The organism is Limnobacter parvus, assembly GCF_024623725.1.
Lineage (GTDB): Bacteria > Pseudomonadota > Gammaproteobacteria > Burkholderiales > Burkholderiaceae_B > Limnobacter > Limnobacter parvus.
This window is the reverse complement of the sequence record NZ_JANKHG010000017.1, coordinates 86,379-104,375: the sequence shown is the minus strand read 5'-3', so window position 1 is coordinate 104,375 and position 17,997 is coordinate 86,379. Positions and strand designations below refer to the sequence as shown.

Here is a 17,997-nt window from a genome sequence, read left to right as displayed (position 1 = left end):
CATGCCCATTATTAAAATTTTGCCCCATGAAAGCTTGTGCCCGGAAGGCAAAACCATTGAAGCACCAACGGGTGCACAACTGTGTGAAACCATTTTGGCCAATGGAATTGCTTTGGAACATGCCTGTGAAATGAGTTGCGCCTGCACCACTTGCCACGTGGTAATTAAAGAAGGTTTCAACAGCCTGACCGAAAGTGACGACGACGAAGATGACTTGCTGGACATGGCCTGGGGCTTGACCCCGCAAAGCCGTTTGTCGTGCCAGGTGAAACTGGCCGACAAGGATTTGGTGGTTGAACTGCCCAAATACACCATCAACCACGCCCGCGAAAACCATTAATAGTAGGAACTTGCACCATGAAATGGACTGACACGCTGGACATTGCGCTTGAACTGATCGACGCCCACCCGGATGTAGACCCTCAGTACATTCGCTTCACTGATTTGCACAGTTGGGTTTGCGCCCTGCCCGGCTTTGAAGACGACCCGGAAAAATCAAATGAAAAAATTCTGGAAGCCATCCAGATGACGTGGATTGAAGAACAAGACTAAGCCTTGAATATTCCTGCTGCTACAACAAATCATTGATGGGCAGCAGGGAATAAAAAAACACCACTGCTTTACGCCACATGGTGGCCTTGGGCTCCAGGTTGTGCACAACCTCCTTCCCTCCCTGTCTTTCTATCCACACCAGCGACTCATTTTCATCCAGCCGAACTTCATACGCTGTGGCGGGCAATGCCTGAAAGCCCAGATCTATTTGGGTGGCCAAACCTGGACTATCAATCAGAAATCCCATTTCAGTGTTCAAATTCACTGAGCGTGGGTCGAAATTAAACGACCCCACAAACACCCGTGTGCCGTCGACCGAGAATGTTTTGGTGTGCAAGCTAGAACCGGAGTTGCCCAACATCAAGTTTCGCTTGGCGCGACTGGGTGCCGACACGCCAGGAGTACTTTTCAACTCGAACAGTTTCACACCAGCCTTCAACAATTCCTGTCGGGTCTTGGCATAGCCGGAATGTACCGCTGCCACATCGGTGGCCTCCAGTGAATTGGTAAGAACCTGAACATTTACACCGGCCTTGGCCAACCTTGAAAAAAATTCAATGCCTTTTTCTGAAGGAACAAAATAAGGAGACACCACACTCAAACTGAACTTGGGCTCTCCGATGAAATCACGCAATTCAGCCACCAGGTAGTCTTCGCGGCTGGCTTCGTCCAAACCTTTCGCCGGGTCATCGCTGACCATGCGCACAGAAGTCCACTGAAAAGGCAAAATACCATTCAGGAAATCTCGAAGAAACACAGAATCTTGTACCTTAAGTGTGTACTTCGCGGCTCGGTCTGCATCAAAGGCACCCAACTCTTCTGAATCGAGTTTGTCAAGAAGGTCTGGGTCTGACGGGATCAGGATCTTGTTCGATGGGTAGGAAGAATCACTGTGCCAGTAAGCATCAAAATCGCGAGAAACCACCCGAACTACGTTGCCTACACACAATACATCGAGGTCGTTGAACAAGGCCACATTGGTAGCTCCGAAATATTCGTCGCCGATGTTGCGCCCACCTGAAATGGTCACCACGTTGTCCACGGTGAACGACTTGTTGTGCATGCGACGATTCACCCGCGGAAAATCAGTGATGTAACCCAACCACTTTGGGTTGCGGATCACAAAAGGATTAAATAAACGGACCTCGGCGTTGGGGTGCCGATCAAGCGCATTGAGCTTGTTGTCAAGCCCTGTCATGCCGTGGTCGTCCAGAAGCAGACGGACTCGCACGCCTCGATCTGCGGCGCGCCGAAGCTCGTTCAACAACAAGGTACCGGTGGTGTCATCGCGCCAAATGTAGGATTGAATGTCGATGGTGCGTTCGGCCGTTCTGGCAAGGGCAACTCGGCTGGCCAATGCCTCTGTCGGATCCTGAATTGGGTAAATTCCATCCTTGCCTTTGTTGTTGTGCTCTCGCGGAGCCAAAGCCTGCCCCAAGCGGGTTTCTCTGGCAAGTTGTTCACCCAGGGCAGCTGATGTAGTTCTTTCGTTGAGATGTGGCAGGGCGCACCCCTGCAACAGCCCCAACAGCAACGCCGCCACTGAAAGCGATTTGAAATGATTAATCATCTTTGTCCTGCTGACCCACACTTGGTCAAAAACGCATGCAATTATCGAATTAGTGAATCTTTGTTCACGCGTTGCTGCACTTCGCTTTCGCTCAATGTGCTTGAATCACACTGGGCATAGCCTGTTCGTTCGGTCACCATGTAGCGCACCCCTGTGCTTGTTTGCAGGCCGGTGTCGCGCTCACTTTCGTTGATTGCCAACTCATCGTACGCACCCGAGCCACAGGCTTTTTCAGCACCATTGCGCCAGGTAACACGTGCTGCTTCATAGTTGGCCCATGGCGCATGATTTGAACGAGCATAAATCGAAAAGAGACCTGGACCCAATTCTTCTTGTTTGTAGCCACCACCCAGCATATTGGAACCACTGGATAAATCGTGACTGGAAGCGCAACCGGCCAAGCCTGCCAGCAAGCCAATACAAATAACTTTGTGCAATTCAATTACTCCGGTTAAACGGCTTTGCCGTCAAAGTCGCTGACACTGTGCCGTTCGGGTACTTGCTCGTTGGCGTCGCCCCAGCCACGATTCACCATGCGACCGCGAACCACCGCAGGGCGTGCAGCAATTTCATGCGTCCAGCGCAAAACATGGGTGTAGGTATTCGCTTCCAAAAATTCGGCAGCTTCATAGACTTTGTTGGTGACCAAAGCCCCGTACCAAGGCCAAATGGCCATGTCGGCAATGGTGTACTCATTGCCTGAAATGAACTGGTTCTTGGCCAGTTGACGATCAAGAACATCAAGTTGACGCTTTACTTCCATGGCATACCGGTTAATCGGGTATTCATACTTTTCAGGGGCATAGGCATAGAAATGGCCAAAGCCGCCACCCAGCATGGGCGCGCTGCCCATTTGCCAGAATAACCAAGACAAGGCTTCAGTACGCTTTGATGCATCGGTGGGCAGGAATGCCTTGAATTTTTCAGCAAGGTACAAAAGAATGGCACCGGACTCGAATACGCGAGTAGCTGGCGTGGTGCTGCGATCTAGCAAAGCGGGAATTTTACTGTTGGGGTTTACTTCAACAAAACCGCTGCTGAACTGATCGCCATTGGAGATGTTGATCAGCCATGCATCGTATTCAGCGCCTGAATGACCTAGCGCCAATAATTCTTCAAGCATTACTGTTACTTTCACACCGTTGGGTGTGGCCAGCGAATACAACTGCAAGGGATGCTCGCCAACAGGTAGTTCTTTGTCATGCGTCGGCCCGGCGATTGGGCGATTGATGTTTGCAAACTTACCACCATTTTCTTTGTCCCAGACCCAAACTTTGGGTGGTGTGTATTGGTCATTGCTCACTGGAATTTCCCTTCATTTCACGGTTACTGACATGCCCTTTGGTAAGGATAGCAAACCGGACTGGGAATTTAGTAAGGCTTCAACCCACTTGGTACACAAAGCTCTCTATCAGGGCAATTGCAGCATCGCTGCCTAGCTACAACCCGAAACCGGTTCGATCGACATACTGCCTTCCAATGAATGGAATGCAGGTGCATACCTGCACCTGCTATTCATTGCGTAGACGAAGAAATAGATTGGTTCAATTTTTTAGGGAATCAGTTCCGTCTGAATCCATTCATTCATCTCATTCAACGCAAATGCAATTCGTACATGGCCATCTCGGTCAAGGCGCAACATTTCCATGTATTCCACCATCACATTCAGAACCACAAAATTTTCCCTGGCATTTTCAAGTGCTATGCCCGATGGGGATGTTTCAATTACAGAACCCGGCGCACTTAAGGTGGCGTAGTCCTTGCGCGCGTAGTCGGGAATACGCAACCAAAGACTATTCACAATCAATTCACTGGCCTGCTGCCCAGCTATGCCACATACTCGCAGTTGGGTATTGTTTCTGGCATTCCAGAACAACAATGCCACGCGCGGGTCGTTTTCTATGTCGCTGATTTTCTGGCTGCGCTTGTCGGTGTAAAACACCAACTGGCGTTCTTCTGGATTGGCGCCACGCAAAATAACGGAACGCACCTGCGGGCCATGCTGGCCTGCTGTGCCAAAGCCCACCACGCGCCAGGGGTGCTTTTTGTCAACAGTGGCGCGCACCAAAGTTTTCCATATTTCTTCGGCATGGTTCATGCTTGCCTCCACGCCGTAAACTGGTTTTGTTTGTTCGGCTTCATTTTTGGGATTACAAAGTGTCTATTCACGTTGCTCTGCGCCATATTACACGCTACCGCTACGACCGCCTTATCAACCTTGGCCCCCAAGTGGTGCGTCTACGCCCTGCCCCCCACTGCCGTACGCGCATTTTAAGCTACAGCATGAAGGTGCTGCCGCAGACCCACTTCATTAACTGGCAACAAGACCCACAAAGCAATTACCTAGGGCGCCTGACATTCCCGGAACGCACCCAAACGCTGGAAATCGCGATCGACTTGGTTGCGGAAATGTCAGTGTTGAATCCTTTTGATTTCTTTCTGGAAGAATCCGCAGAGTATTTCCCCTTCAAATACGATGAAGCACTAGACCAGGAGTTGGCCCCCTACCTGGTTGCCTGCCACACCGGCAAGGCATTCAATGCCTACATGGCCGAAATGAACTTAAGCCGGGTGAAAACCATTGATTTTTTGGTTGCCCTGAATCAGGACCTGGCCAATCGAATCAAGTACTTGATCCGCATGGAACCAGGTGTTCAAACCCCGGATGAAACCCTGAACAATGGCTCGGGCTCTTGCCGCGACACTGCCTGGCTGATGGTGCAGATATTCCGACGACTGGGCATGGCTGCGCGATTCGCTTCAGGTTACCTGATCCAACTCACCAGCGACGTAAAAGCCATAGACGGCCCGGATGGTCCTGAAAAAGACTTCACTGACCTGCATGCTTGGTGCGAGGTTTATTTGCCTGGTGCTGGCTGGATTGGGCTAGACCCCACTTCCGGCTTGCTGGCTGGCGAAGGCCACATTCCTTTGGCATGTACGCCTGAACCCGGCAGTGCCGCGCCTATCACTGGCGCACTTGATGAGTGTGAAGTTGAGTTTGAACATGAAATGAGTGTGCAGCGGGTCTACGAGTCGCCTCGCACTAGCAAACCCTACACTGAGGAACAATGGAAAGGCATTGAGGCACTTGGGTTTGAAGTGGACAAAGCGCTGGAGGCATTGGATGTGCGCCTGACCATGGGTGGAGAGCCCACCTTCGTGGCCAATACTGATCGCGGTGCTGCCGAGTGGAATATTGATGCCTTGGGGCCTACCAAACGCGATTACGGCATCAAAATGCTGAATAAGCTGGCGAAGTACTATGGCAAAGGTGGTTTCTATCATTTCGGGCAAGGCAAGTGGTACCCAGGTGAACAACTGCCGCGTTGGGCACTTTCGCTGTACTGGCTGAAAAGTGGGGAAGCGATCTGGAAAAATCCGGCACTGCTAAGCCACGAACCAAAAGGTGGTAAAGCCACCAATGCCAGCGCCAAGGCATTCATGGAAGGCCTGTGCGGCCGTTTGGGTTTGCACACCCGCTATGTGATGGCAGGGTTTGAAGATGCCTGGTACTACATGTGGCGCGAACGCAAATTGCCGGTGAATGTGGATCCGTTCGATTCCCGCCTGGATGACCCACTGGAACGAAAGCGCCTAAACAAGGTGTTTACCCAAGGTTTGACGGAAGAAGTCGGCTATTGCGTGCCCATTCAAGCCAAAAACGGTCAGTGGCGCAGCGGTCAATGGTTTCTTCGCGATGAACGCATGTACCTGGTGCCCGGTGATTCACCCATGGGTTACCGCCTGCCACTTGATTCCCAACCCTGGGTGGCTAAAAAAGATTACCCGTACACCATTCCTGCAGACCCATTCGCGCCCAAACCAATTGCGCGCAATGCCCTGCAAAAGCCTGTGGCCAAATCAGTAGAAGCCGACGACACACAGCCTGCCAACAAGGAATCGGCCACGCACATTGTGCGAACTGCCATGTGCGTGCAGGTGCGCGACGGACAGTTGTATGTATTCATGCCACCGCTTGAAGAATTGGACGACTACCTGGACCTGGTTTCACGAATTGAAGACACCGCGCAGGCCTTGAACCAGCCCGTGGTGATGGAGGGTTATGGCCCACCACGCGACAAACGCATGACCATGTTGCAGGTAACCCCCGACCCCGGCGTGCTCGAGGTGAATGTACAGCCCAGCAAAACCTGGGGGGAGTTGCTGCACCTGACCACCAATCTGTATGAAGAAGCCAGGCTGATTGGCCTTTCAAGCGAAAAATTCATGCTGGATGGGCGACACAGCGGCACAGGTGGCGGCAATCATTTCGTGATGGGCGGTGAAAGCCCAGAGCACAGCCCATTCCTGCGACGCCCGGATTTGCTGGGTAGCCTGCTGCGTTACTGGCACAACCACCCCGGGTTGTCATACCTGTTTTCAGGTCTTTTTGTGGGCCCAACCTGCCAGGCACCACGCGTGGATGAAGCACGCACCGACCAAGTTCATGAACTGGAATTGGCGTTGAATGAGCTGAATAATCAAATGCAGAAATATGGTGGGTCGCCCCCGCCATGGATCATTGACCGCTTACTGCGCAATATTTTGATTGATGCCACCGGCAACACTCACCGCAGTGAGTTTTGTATCGACAAACTTTACAGCCCCGACACTTCGACGGGCCGCCTTGGCCTGCTGGAACTGCGCGCTTTCGAAATGCCACCGAACGCGCAAATGAGCCTGGCCCAACAACTGCTGCTGCGCTCACTGATTGCAAAGTTCTGGAAAACACCCTACACCGCACGATTGGTCAAGTGGGGTACAAGGCTTCATGACCAGTTCATGCTGTCTACTTTTGTTAAAAACGACATTGCCGATGTAGTGGCCGACTTGCAGGCGGCAGGATTCCCATTTCAGCTCGACTGGTTCGACCCGCACTTCGCCTTCCGATTTCCAAAAATGGGGGATTTCTCCAGCCGTGGTGTGGAAGTGGAAATTTTCAGTGCGCTGGAACCTTGGCATGTACTGGGCGAAGAAGGTGCGCCGGGCGGCACGGTGCGATATGTTGATTCCTCACTGGAACGCGTTGAAGTAAAAGTGAAGAATTTTGTGGATGAGCGGTATGTTTTAACCTGCAACGGCACCATTGTGCCGATGCACAGCACAGGCACCGAAGGTGAATATGTGGCCGGTGTACGTTACCGAGCATGGCAGGCACCGAATGCGCTACACCCCACCATTGGTGTGCACGCCCCTTTGGTATTCGATTTGATTGACACTTGGAACAACCGCAGCGTGGGGGGTTGCCAATACCATGTGGCCCACCCAGGCGGCCGAAATTATGACATTTTCCCTGTAAATGCCTTCGAAGCGGAAAGCCGCCGACTAACCCGCTTCTTCCGCATGGGCCATACGCAAGGCACTGTTAGTACAAAAAGCCCAAGTGGAAGGCCCGAGTTCCCCATGACTCTCGACCTAAGGTGGTGTTAGACAATTACAATAGGGCACCGAATCTTAGGCAGTGACCGCTTTGAGCGCGAACCCGAACACCACCCTTGCGAACGTTGAGGTGCCTTGGCAACAAAGCATTCTCCAAGGCACCAGCGCCTATTACAGCGAATTGGCGGCTGATGGGGTGCTGCGCCCGGCTTGGGCTGATTTTGTTAACCGCTTGCCCTCAACCGGTTTAAGCGAACACCTGGACGGCAAGCTGAACGCGCTGGCCAAACAAATTCGCGACAACGGCATCACCTACAATGTGTATGCAGACCACGCCCAAGGCGCTTCGCGCCCTTGGTCGCTTGACCTACTGCCATTCATCATCGACCAAGCCGACTGGGCCGTGCTGCAAGCAGGCGTGGCACAACGCGCACGGCTTCTAAATGCAATGATGTGCGATGTATATGGCAAGCGGGAATTGCTGACCAAAGGGCTTCTACCCGCCGACCTGGTGTATGGGCATTCCGGTTACCTGCCACAGATGCAAGACATTGAGCCGGTGAACAAGGTATGGCTGCACATGGTGGCCTTTGACTTGGGCCGCAGCCCTGACGGCAAGTGGTGGGTTATTACTCACCGCATTCAGGCGCCCTCGGGTCTTGGCTATGCTCTTGAAAATCGATTAAGCATTTCACGCAGCTTCACGCGTGGATTTCGCGAAATGCAAATTCAGCATTTGGCTGGTTTTTACCGCGACTACATTGACTGCATTCGCAAGCTTTCACCCAAAGGCGACAATGCGCGCATCGCGCTGATGACGCCCGGCCCCTACAATGAAACGTATTTCGAGCACACCTACTTGGCGCGCTACTTGGGCATTTCATTGGTTGAAGGCAGCGACCTGACGGTACGGAACAACAACGTGTTTCTGAAAACAGTCAATGGTCTGGAGCCGATTGATGGCCTGATCCGCCGAACCGATGATCCATGGCTGGACCCACTCGAGCTGCGGGAAGAGTCGCAACTTGGCGTACCTGGTTTGCTGCAAGCAATTCGTACTGGCGGCGTAGTAGTGGCCAATATGCCCGGCGCTGGTTGGCTGGAAAGCCCTGCCATTCATGGCTTCATGCCCGGCTTGGGCCAACATTATCTGAACGAAGACCTGTTGTTACCCAGCGTACCCAGCTGGTGGTGTGGCGAATCGCCCGCATGGGCCAAGGCCAGTGAGCGCTTGAATAATTTGGTGATTAAATCCACTGGACCCAACCGCCGTGGTCGAACCATGGACTCAATCATGGGATCGGAACTGGATGAAATTGAAAAACGGGCCTGGTTATCGAAAATCAGCCAGAGGCCATCGCAATACACATTGCAAGAATTGATTCCACTGTCTCGTGTGCCAATCTGGACTGGTTCTGGCGGCATTGAAGAACGTGCCATGATGCTTCGGCTGTTTGCGGTAACTGATGGGCAAGGCAACTACACCGTGATGCCTGGCGGCCTGACCCGCGTTGCTGGCGATCAGCACGGTATCGTCAGCATGCAGAAAGGTGGCACCAGCCTGGACACTTGGGTGCGCAGTGGAGAACCCGTTGAACGCAGCACCAATCTAAAAGAAAAGCTGCAGGCCAAAGACCTGCAAGCATTGCGCCGCCCGGTTTCCAGCCGCGCGGCAGAGCATCTTTTCTGGTTGGGACGTTACACCGAGCGCGCAAGCTTTTCATTGCGGTTGTTGATGCGCGCGCAACTGTTGCTGAATGAAGAAGAAGTATTGGACCGAACCACACTGGGCTTGCTACATGAACTTTGCGGCAAACAGGGTTTGAGCGAAGAATTGGACCCCGCAGAACCCAAAACGCAAGACGAACTGGAAGCCAATATTCTTGAACGCCTGTGGTACAAAACCGGCTTTGACGAGCCCCCAGCCGAGGGCTTGGCTGGGCAACTCAACGGCTTGGCCCACGTAGCGGGTCAGTTGCGCGAAAGATTGAGCAGCGGGCACTGGCGCCTGCTGAACGATTGTGCAAAGGTCCTGATCGAACCCGATGCGGCCCGATTTCAACGTGTTCTGCCCACAGCCTCGCTAGAGCAAGTACAGTTGTACCTATTGGCAATGCATGGTGAACAAAGCGACCACATGACACGCGACAACGGCTGGCGTTTTTTGCAGCTTGGTCGCCAGCTTGAACGGCTGTGTGGTGCTTGTGATTGTTTGTTGTCGCTGACCAGCATGCCTGGGCGCGCTGGGGAACACGGTCTGGCTTTGGCGATTGCCTTGGCAGATAGCACAATTACTTACAGATCGCGCTACCAGCACCGGTTTGAATGGTTGCCAACGCTTGATTTGCTAATTTTCGATGAAGATGCGCCGTACGCTATTCGACGAATTCTTTACAAGCTGGACATTGTAATTGACCGTCTGCCAGGTGATACCAGCCAGATCAGGCAACTGTTCGACAGCGTTTATCGCAAAGGCAACATGCCTGCGGGTCTCAATCTGGAAGGACTTCAACCTCCCTTTCCAGCAGAAACAGGGCGCAAGTTACGCGCCTGGTTGCAGGAATTACTCGACACCGCCTACAAGGTTTCAGATCTTGTGGGTGCCCAATATTTCAGACTGGCAGAGTTACCCGACCAAGTTATTCAGGGAAGATAATTTAATGAGCTTCTCGGAAAGAAGAAAAGTGACGCATGTCACCGACTACGATTACCAACAACCTGCGGAATGTTCGCAGCAAATCTGTATTTTGCAGCCCCAGGAAGGCACCTGGATGGAAGCGGGACCGTTGCGCAAAGGCCAAAAGCTGATTTCACACACGTTAAAAATACGGCCCAACCCTTCGTCGGTACAAAGCAACAGGGATGCGTTTGGCAATGTGGTGCACCATTTCGAAATGAACTACCCACACGATCACCTTGAAGTGGTTAGCGAAAGCGAAGTCGAGGTAAGCGGCTTTTTACACACTGGGCCGATCGATGATTTGATCAGCCCAAACTGGAATGATTTGGCGGAGCAATTGCGCTACCAATCTGGCCAAGAAATTTCCTACGATTATCAGTTCAGGTTTGAATCCAAGCACGTGCCAGTGCTTGATTCGCTGCGCGACTATGGCAGCCTTGATTTCTGGCCTGGCCGCCAGGTGGTGCATGCAGGGCAAGCCCTGATGCAACGAATTTTTCGGGAGTTCAACTACCAAAGTGGATCGACCACCATTCACACCACCGTGGAAGAAGTAATGCAAAGCCGCGAAGGCGTTTGCCAAGACTTCGCCCATGTAATGCTGGCGGTGTTACGTTCACTGGGGCTTTCTGCCCGCTATGTGAGTGGTTACATGCTCACAGAACCGCCGCCGGGACAACCCAAGTTATTGGGTGCAGATGCAAGCCACGCCTGGGTTTCATTGTGGTGTGGCCCTGATGTGGGCTGGGTTGATTTCGACCCGACAAATAATCAGTTGCCAGACATGCGGTACGTTACCGTTGCTGTTGGTCGCGATTATGCAGACGTACCCCCAATGCGGGGCGTTGTGCATGGCGGTGGGGAACATGTGTTGAATGTGGCGGTGACGGTTTTTTAGATATCGCCGATTTCTTGATGCCACTGCGCATGTTACTTCATCCCACCTTGGCGGGATAAATGCAACAGAGCGCAAGACATTTAATCTCAGGATGCGATGTCGTTTGACGACTGCTTGAACACGTTTGGTTGCCCAGATGCGCCTACTTCAAAGCTGTACTCACCTTCCGTCATATTGATTCGATACGAGAAGCGCCCGCGCACCCCGGCTTCGTCTGTACTCAGTTCATAGAAACATTCATCTGCACTGGCACAACCTTCCTGAAACAGAAAACGACTGGTCTTTTCGTCTATCCAGTCGGATCTGATTTCCTGATCATCCGTCTTGATCAAAACTGGTTTCTGTTCGGTATCACAGAAATTTTCTACCACCGAAAAATTATCAGCCTTGAAGACCAGCTCACACTCGTTTTTTGAATGTAGTACTAGATGGATCAACTCGGAATCCTCAGATTCTGAACACGCCACCAATACTTGTAAAAATATAAAAGAAAGCAGAAGTTTCACGACTTGCATGATTCTTCCTTTTTCAAAAAGCGCGAGGGATCAATCTGAGTGCCTTTGAGGGTAATCTCAAAGTGAATGTGGTTTGTGATCCCAGGATACTTTATTGTCAAATCTTGAGCTGTTCCAATTACCTCACCCTGCTTGACAGTTTTTCCCACAATTTCTTTCATCGGATCAAGATAAAAAGTTTAGCTGAATAACCTGCATATCGTCCCACTCCCTCGATCACCAACTCCCTAAATCTGTCATCGGACTTATAGGGAACTGCAACACGAACGATTTTTCCAAAGATGGGCGAATAAACGTCGCCACCAGCTTCGACATTGAAATCAACCCCGTTATGAAGCCTTAATCCGCGTGGGCCAGCAAATCGTCCCTGACCAAACGAATCACTACCGCGCATGGCATTTGAGCCGGTCGGTGAACAAAATAAAGTACTTTCACTAGTTGGCATCATTGAATCTCCGGAGATAAAAATGAAGTTTAGTGAAGCCTTTTACGGCAACAAAATGACTACCCCGTTCTGTATCACTTGGGTTGGGTTCACCGCGCGATGTTGCAACCGTTCCGCCGATTTCAGGTGGGCTTCCTGCTTGATTCGCAGCGAGGGGCGATTGCGTTAGCAATCGATGCGAATACGCCATTGCGTTTCGCATGACCCGAGCCAGCAATCAAGAAGGGATTAAAGCCCGCTAAGGCGGGATGGTGCGACACGTGCGGTGAACTCAAATACGCTCTGATCAACGCACGTGTGTATTGAATCTGGCTTAGTCTTCGCGCCTCAAATGCGGAAACAGAATTACATCCCGAATATTCGGGCTGTCCGTAATCAGCATCATCAAACGGTCGATACCAATGCCGCAACCACCGGTGGGTGGCATGCCATATTCAAGTGCACGAATGAAGTCCGCATCAAAGAACATGGCTTCATCATCGCCCGCTTCTTTTGCTTCAACCTGCTTTTTGAATCGGTCGGCTTGGTCTTCCGGGTCATTCAACTCGGAAAAACCATTGGCAATTTCACGGCCGGTGATGAACAACTCAAAACGCTCGGTGATCTGTGAATTCGCATCGGATGCACGCGCCAAAGGCGACACTTCAACCGGGTAGTCCACGATGAAAGTGGGCTCCCACAGCAGGCTTTCGGACGTTTCTTCAAATAAAGCCAATTGCAAGGCACCAATGCCCGCATTTTTCAGCGCTGGCTCTTTGTCCACATGCACACCTTTTTTGGCCAAGGCCTTTTTCAGGTAATCCATGTTTTGCAAATCTTCCGTGGCATATTCCGGGAAGTATTTCTGAATCGCTTCAACAATGGTCAACCGTGCAAAGGGCTTGGACAAATCCAATTCACGGCCTTGGTAAGTCAGCTTGGCACTGCCAGTTGCTGTGGTTGCAGCGTGCTGAATAACCTGTTCGGTGAAATCCATCAAGTCGCGGTAATTCCAGTACGCCGCATAGAATTCCATCATCGTGAATTCAGGGTTGTGGCGTGGACTTACCCCTTCATTACGGAAGTTGCGGTTGATCTCGAAAACACGCTCAAAACCGCCCACAATCAGGCGCTTCAAATAGAGTTCAGGTGCTATACGCAGGTACATTTCCATGTCCAGCGCATTGTGGTGCGTAATGAAAGGCTTGGCCGATGCGCCGCCAGGAATGGGGTGCAGCATGGGCGTTTCCACTTCCAGAAAGCCGTGGTCACTCATAAAATTGCGAACAGACGACATGGCCTTGGAACGCGCCACAAACGTATCTCGGGTTTGCTCGGAAACAATCAAATCCACATAACGCTGGCGGTACTTAATTTCTTGGTCAGCCAGGCCGTGAAATTTGTCAGGCAGCGGGCGCAGGCTTTTTGCCAACAAATGAATTTCCGTGCAATGCACACTCAATTCACCTTTGTTGGTTTTGAATAGCTTGCCTTTGGCCGCAATGATATCGCCCAAATCCCAGTGTTTGAATTCGCCGTGAACGCCCTCGCCCACGCCTTCGTTGTTGACGTAGAACTGAACGCGACCAGTGCCGTCTTGCACAGTGGCAAAACTGGCTTTGCCCATCACGCGCTTCAGCATCATGCGGCCAGAAACAGACACCTCAATGCCTTGCGGATCCAAGGTTTCTTTGTCTAATAAGCCGTAGTGTGCGTGAAGGTCGGCGGCGCGGTGTTCGGGTTTGAAGCTGTTGGGGAAAGGCTGGCCTTTCTCGCGCAGTTTGGCCAGCTTGCCACGGCGCTCGGCAATAATCTGATTTTCATCGACTGGCAATTCGTCGCCAGCGGCTTGTGTTTTGTCGTTCATGGTTTAAATACCTTGCTTCAAGCTGGCTTCAATGAATGGGTCGAGATCGCCGTCGAGTACGCGCTGGGTGTTGGAAATTTCAACACCGGTGCGCAGGTCTTTGATGCGACTGTTGTCCAGCACATAACTGCGAATCTGGTGGCCCCATCCCACGTCGGTTTTGGTGTCTTCCAAAGCCTGTTGCTCGACCATGCGTTTGCGCATTTCGAATTCATACAGTTTGGCCTTTAACATGCCCCAAGCTTCGTCGCGGTTGCGGTGCTGGGAACGGTCGTTTTGACACTGCACCACAATGCCGGTGGGAACGTGGGTTAAACGGACGGCAGAATCGGTTTTGTTAATGTGCTGACCACCCGCACCGCTGGCGCGATAGGTGTCGGTGCGTACATCGGCCGGGTTGATGTCGATTTCGAAAGAATCATCCACTTCCGGGTAAACAAACAAGGATGCAAACGAGGTGTGGCGACCACCGGAAGAATCGAACGGTGACTTGCGCACCAGGCGGTGCACGCCGGTTTCTGTGCGCAGGTAACCGAACGCGTATTCGCCTTCAACCTTGATGGTGGCGGATTTCACACCCGCTACTTCACCATCCGATTGTTCCATTACCTCAACCTTGAAGCCTTTGCGTTCGCAGTAGCGCAGGTATTGACGCAACAAAATGCTGGCCCAATCTTGAGCCTCGGTGCCACCGGCACCTGCTGTAATGTCGATGAAGCAATTGGCTGGGTCAGCAGGGTTGCTGAACATGCGGCGGAATTCAAGATCCGCAATCACTTTTTCATACTCAGCCACTTCACTTTCAATGGCTTCCAGCGTGTCGAAGTCGCCTTCGGCCTGCGCCATTTCAACCAATTCTTTGGAATCGCTGATGTTGGACTGAACGGTGTTCATGGTCACCACCACGCCATCCAGCATCTTTTTTTCTTTGCCCAGTTCTTGCGCGTGTTTGGGATCATTCCAAACGTTGGGGTCTTCCAGTTCGGCGTCAACTACCGTGAGTCGTTCGGCCTTGCGGTCGACGTCAAAGATACCTCCGCAACTGGCCTGCTCGGTCGGCGAGGTCAGTCAGGGCGTTGATGATGGCATTAAGGCGTTCGGCTTCCATGTTTCTCTAATCAATTCAATGTGCGTAACCCGATATTGTAGCGCAAGGCGCCCTACAACACATGCTCCACAATGATTTGCACCGCATCGCCGCCCGTGAAAGTGTCACGTTCAAAGCGGTAAGCTAGTTTCACTTTGGCCGGCAGTGCCTCCACGGCGCGCCAGCGAAGGGCCACGAAGGTTTTACCATCGCGCCGCAGGGTGAACTTGCTGTGTGCATTTTTCACCAAGCGATGTTCAAGTACTTCAAATTCATCGCAGAACAAAGGTGCCGGGAAGCCCTGCCCCCACACCTGCGTTTCCAGCAAATCTGCTGCACTGGCGGCAATGTAGTCGGCCGGAATGGAGCCATCGGTTTCAACCACCTGCGTTAAGGCGCTGGGATCACTTAAATCAAGAATAGCCTTGGCAAATTCAACTTTGAATTGCTCAATCGCGCCCTCGGCAATCGTTAAGCCTGCCGCCATGGCATGGCCGCCGAACTTGGGAATGCTGCCTTCAGGCAAGCGTTTGCACACCAAATCAAGCACATCGCGCAAGTGCACACCTTGAACGGAACGGCCACTGCCTTTCCAAAACCCATCATCGCCAGGTGCCAGCGCAATGGTTGGGCGGTACAGGCGTTCTTTGATGCGGGAAGCCAAAATACCAATGACGCCTTGGTGCCAAGTGCTGTGTGCCACCACAATGCCCGCTGCGGGTTCTTCTTGACTGATGAATTTTTCAATATCTTCCAGCGCATCGCGTTTCATGTCCGCTTCAATGCGCTTGCGCTCTTCATTCATTTTGCCCAGCTGGGCAGCCAAGGCACTGGCTTCGACTGCGTCGTCGGCCAACAGGGTGCGAATGCCAATAGCCATGTCGGCCAAACGACCAGCAGCATTCAAGCGAGGGCCAAGCGCAAAACCCATGTCAGCGGCTGTGGCCTTGCGCGGGTCGCGACCGGCTTCATGAAACAAGGCCAGCATACCGGGCTGAGCGCGGCCTGCGCGAATGCGCTGCAAACCATGGGCCACCAAGCGGCGGTTGTTGGTATCCAGCTTCACCACATCGGCCACGGTGCCCAGCGCCACCAAATCAAGCAGTGCATCAATGCGCGGTTGGCTGGCGGCGTCGAACACACCACGTTCGCGCAACACGGCGCGGGTGGCCAGCAACACATAAAACATCACGCCCACCCCGGCAATCGACTTGCTGGGGAAATTACAGCCTAGCTGGTTGGGGTTCACAATGGCCAAAGCTTCCGGCAATTGGTCGCCGGGCAAATGGTGATCGGTCACGATCACGCCTATGCCCAGTTCATTGGCTTCCTGCACACCTTCCACGCTGGCAATGCCATTGTCCACAGTCACCAGCAAGTCTGGCTCAAACTGTTGTGCGGCCAACTGAACAATTTCAGGGCTTAGGCCATAGCCATAGTCAAACCGGTTGGGCACCAAAAAATCAATGTGGTACTTGGCCGCTTCTTCATCAGCACCGAGGCTTTGCAGCAGCATGCGCAAACCGCGAACGCCCACTGCCGTGGCAGTTGCACCATCGCAATCGTAATCGCCCACCACCACAATGCGTGCGCCGGCTTCCAGCGCATCCGCTAAAATTTCTGCTGCCTGGTCAATGCCTTTTAATTCAGAAGGCGGAATTAAATCGGCCAGCTTGGTTTCCGCTTCAGCCTGGGATTCCACACCGCGCGCAGCCATAAGGCGCGCCATCAGGGGGTGCATGCCTTGGCTGCGAAGCACTGCTTCAACTTGTGGGCGGGGGGTTCGAACCTTGTGTTCCACGGTATTCATCAATGTACTCATTACCGCCCCTCCCATTCAGCCTGAATGCTGTCTTGGTCGCGCTGGCCCTGTTGCCAGGCGGCTTGCAAGTCTTCTTCCGAAGGGCCATCTTGAATTTCAGGTTCGCCCAGCACGGCCCAATTGGGTTTGTTTTGCCAAAATTTGAATCGGTTCATCCAGTTGCTTTTTAAGGTTTTCCAGCCGTTGTTGCCTAGCAGAACCCAGTTAAAGGCCAAGCCTGCAAGGCGCATGGGCTGCAGCACCTCGCCTTCAAGCAGTTTGAATACGGCAATGTTGCCGCCCCAGCCTTGAAAATTCACACAGTACACATTGTCTGGTTTCGGACCAGATTCGGCGACAGACCCCTGTAGCGGTTTTAACAATTGGGTCCAGAACACAAAGCGGTTCACAGCTTCATCGGCATCGTCGGTCATTTTCACGGCATCAAACACGCCGTCTTCTGAAACTGATTTAATGCGCGGCAGCGGCACATCTGTTTGCCAGGCTTCACCGCCGCCCCAAAACCACAGGGCATTCAAGGGCTTCAAACCTTTGGCTTCCCGGGCCTGGTTAAATTCAGCGTTGTGCAATTCCACCTGCATGTTCAGCCACATGCGCCGCCAGTCGCTGCACTCGTGGGTCATGGGCAAGTAATCGGTCAAGCGAATGCCTTGTACAGACCAAGGAGAGGCTTGCTCCATGGGCACAGGAGTCGGGTTGCTCAACAGGCTGTGAAAACCAGCCGGGGTGTTTGACGCCCAGCCGTGTTTCGCCAGCAAAGGCTGAACCACTGCCCAAAAGGCTTGCAAATCAGACTCATTGGCCTGCAATACCTCGGGCGGCGTGAAACGCACGCCATCGCGCTCAATTTCCAAGCAACCCACTGTGCCCCAAAAACGGGTGAAAGGCATTGGTTCGTCATCAGCCGCGACGTTCTGCATCATGGCCCAAGCTGGGTACTGTTCGAACTTTGCGCTGGCTTGTGAATCCAAGTAGCACAACAACCACGCTTCAATGCGGTCTAGGCCGTCGGCATTTTGGTATTCCGGCTCAGCATTTCTGGCCATGGTCTGCAGCAAACCAGCGGGCAAGCCTGCAAAAGATTGAGTCTGCGCGCCGGCAGACAGGCGTTCAAGTGCTGTTTCAGGCACAAGAATGTTGGGGATGAACACCCACAAAGGCGCATTGCTTGGTTTGGACACGGTTTTATTCACACTACAA

Annotated in this window: 15 protein-coding genes; 5 read left to right on the top strand and 10 right to left on the bottom strand. The window is 52.6% G+C overall.

Annotated elements, in window-relative coordinates; genetic code table 11:
- Window position 1 precedes the first annotated feature (1 nt).
- Entirely contained in the window at window positions 2-340 is a 339-nt protein-coding gene (fdx, locus tag NSP04_RS07580; RefSeq protein WP_257511741.1) for an ISC system 2Fe-2S type ferredoxin, read from the top strand.
- Window positions 341-357: 17 nt separating this feature from the next.
- Complete coding sequence (gene iscX / locus NSP04_RS07575; RefSeq protein WP_257511740.1) at window positions 358-552, top strand: Fe-S cluster assembly protein IscX; 195 nt, start codon at window positions 358-360, stop codon at window positions 550-552.
- A gap of 19 nt (window positions 553-571) precedes the next feature.
- On the opposite strand, the gene NSP04_RS07570 is transcribed toward iscX, so the two are convergent.
- The 4 genes from NSP04_RS07570 to NSP04_RS07555 form a co-directional block, all read right to left on the bottom strand.
- Window positions 572-2,122, bottom strand: a complete 1,551-nt coding sequence (locus tag NSP04_RS07570) for a phospholipase D family protein (protein WP_257511739.1) — start codon at window positions 2,120-2,122, stop codon at window positions 572-574.
- A 41-nt stretch (window positions 2,123-2,163) separates the two neighbouring features.
- Complete coding sequence (locus NSP04_RS07565) at window positions 2,164-2,559, bottom strand: hypothetical protein (protein WP_257511738.1); 396 nt, start codon at window positions 2,557-2,559, stop codon at window positions 2,164-2,166.
- Window positions 2,560-2,573: 14 nt separating this feature from the next.
- Window positions 2,574-3,425: a glutathione-dependent disulfide-bond oxidoreductase gene (gene yghU / locus NSP04_RS07560; RefSeq protein ID WP_257511737.1), complete on the bottom strand. Its 852-nt coding sequence runs from the start codon at window positions 3,423-3,425 to the stop codon at window positions 2,574-2,576.
- A gap of 249 nt (window positions 3,426-3,674) precedes the next feature.
- Window positions 3,675-4,220: a pyridoxamine 5'-phosphate oxidase family protein gene (locus tag NSP04_RS07555; RefSeq protein WP_257511736.1), complete on the bottom strand. Its 546-nt coding sequence runs from the start codon at window positions 4,218-4,220 to the stop codon at window positions 3,675-3,677.
- 59 nt (window positions 4,221-4,279) lie between these two features.
- Between NSP04_RS07555 and NSP04_RS07550 the strand changes: the two genes are divergently transcribed.
- From NSP04_RS07550 to NSP04_RS07540, 3 genes are read left to right on the top strand one after another with little or no spacing between them, the layout of a single operon-like run.
- Window positions 4,280-7,555: a transglutaminase family protein gene (locus NSP04_RS07550; protein ID WP_257511735.1), complete on the top strand. Its 3,276-nt coding sequence runs from the start codon at window positions 4,280-4,282 to the stop codon at window positions 7,553-7,555.
- A 40-nt stretch (window positions 7,556-7,595) separates the two neighbouring features.
- Window positions 7,596-10,160, top strand: a complete 2,565-nt coding sequence (locus tag NSP04_RS07545; RefSeq protein ID WP_257511734.1) for a circularly permuted type 2 ATP-grasp protein — start codon at window positions 7,596-7,598, stop codon at window positions 10,158-10,160.
- Between the two features lie 28 nt (window positions 10,161-10,188).
- Entirely contained in the window at window positions 10,189-11,082 is an 894-nt protein-coding gene (locus NSP04_RS07540) for a transglutaminase family protein (RefSeq protein ID WP_257511733.1), read from the top strand.
- Between the two features lie 86 nt (window positions 11,083-11,168).
- Here NSP04_RS07540 and NSP04_RS07535 read toward each other — a convergent pair whose 3' ends face one another.
- The 6 genes from NSP04_RS07535 to NSP04_RS07510 all read right to left on the bottom strand — a co-directional run bounded on the left by NSP04_RS07535 (window position 11,169) and on the right by NSP04_RS07510 (window position 17,978).
- A complete protein-coding gene (locus tag NSP04_RS07535; RefSeq protein WP_257511732.1) occupies window positions 11,169-11,597 on the bottom strand; it encodes a hypothetical protein in 429 nt (142 codons plus the stop codon).
- Between the two features lie 157 nt (window positions 11,598-11,754).
- Entirely contained in the window at window positions 11,755-12,045 is a 291-nt protein-coding gene (locus NSP04_RS07530) for a hypothetical protein (RefSeq protein WP_257511731.1), read from the bottom strand.
- A 310-nt stretch (window positions 12,046-12,355) separates the two neighbouring features.
- On the bottom strand, window positions 12,356-13,888 hold the full coding sequence (lysS, locus tag NSP04_RS07525) for a lysine--tRNA ligase (protein ID WP_257511730.1): 1,533 nt from the start codon (window positions 13,886-13,888) through the stop codon (window positions 12,356-12,358).
- A 3-nt stretch (window positions 13,889-13,891) separates the two neighbouring features.
- Window positions 13,892-14,996 (bottom strand): peptide chain release factor 2 gene (gene prfB / locus NSP04_RS07520; protein ID WP_257511729.1). Its coding sequence is split into 2 segments (ribosomal slippage): window positions 13,892-14,914 and window positions 14,916-14,996, totalling 1,104 coding nucleotides; the frame shifts between segments, so codons are not numbered across the junction.
- Between the two features lie 52 nt (window positions 14,997-15,048).
- On the bottom strand, window positions 15,049-16,797 hold the full coding sequence (gene recJ, locus NSP04_RS07515) for a single-stranded-DNA-specific exonuclease RecJ (protein ID WP_371825007.1): 1,749 nt from the start codon (window positions 16,795-16,797) through the stop codon (window positions 15,049-15,051).
- Entirely contained in the window at window positions 16,797-17,978 is a 1,182-nt protein-coding gene (locus NSP04_RS07510; protein WP_257511728.1) for a hypothetical protein, read from the bottom strand. The genes recJ and NSP04_RS07510 overlap by 1 nt, the downstream gene beginning before the upstream one ends.
- Window positions 17,979-17,997: the final 19 nt, after the last annotated feature.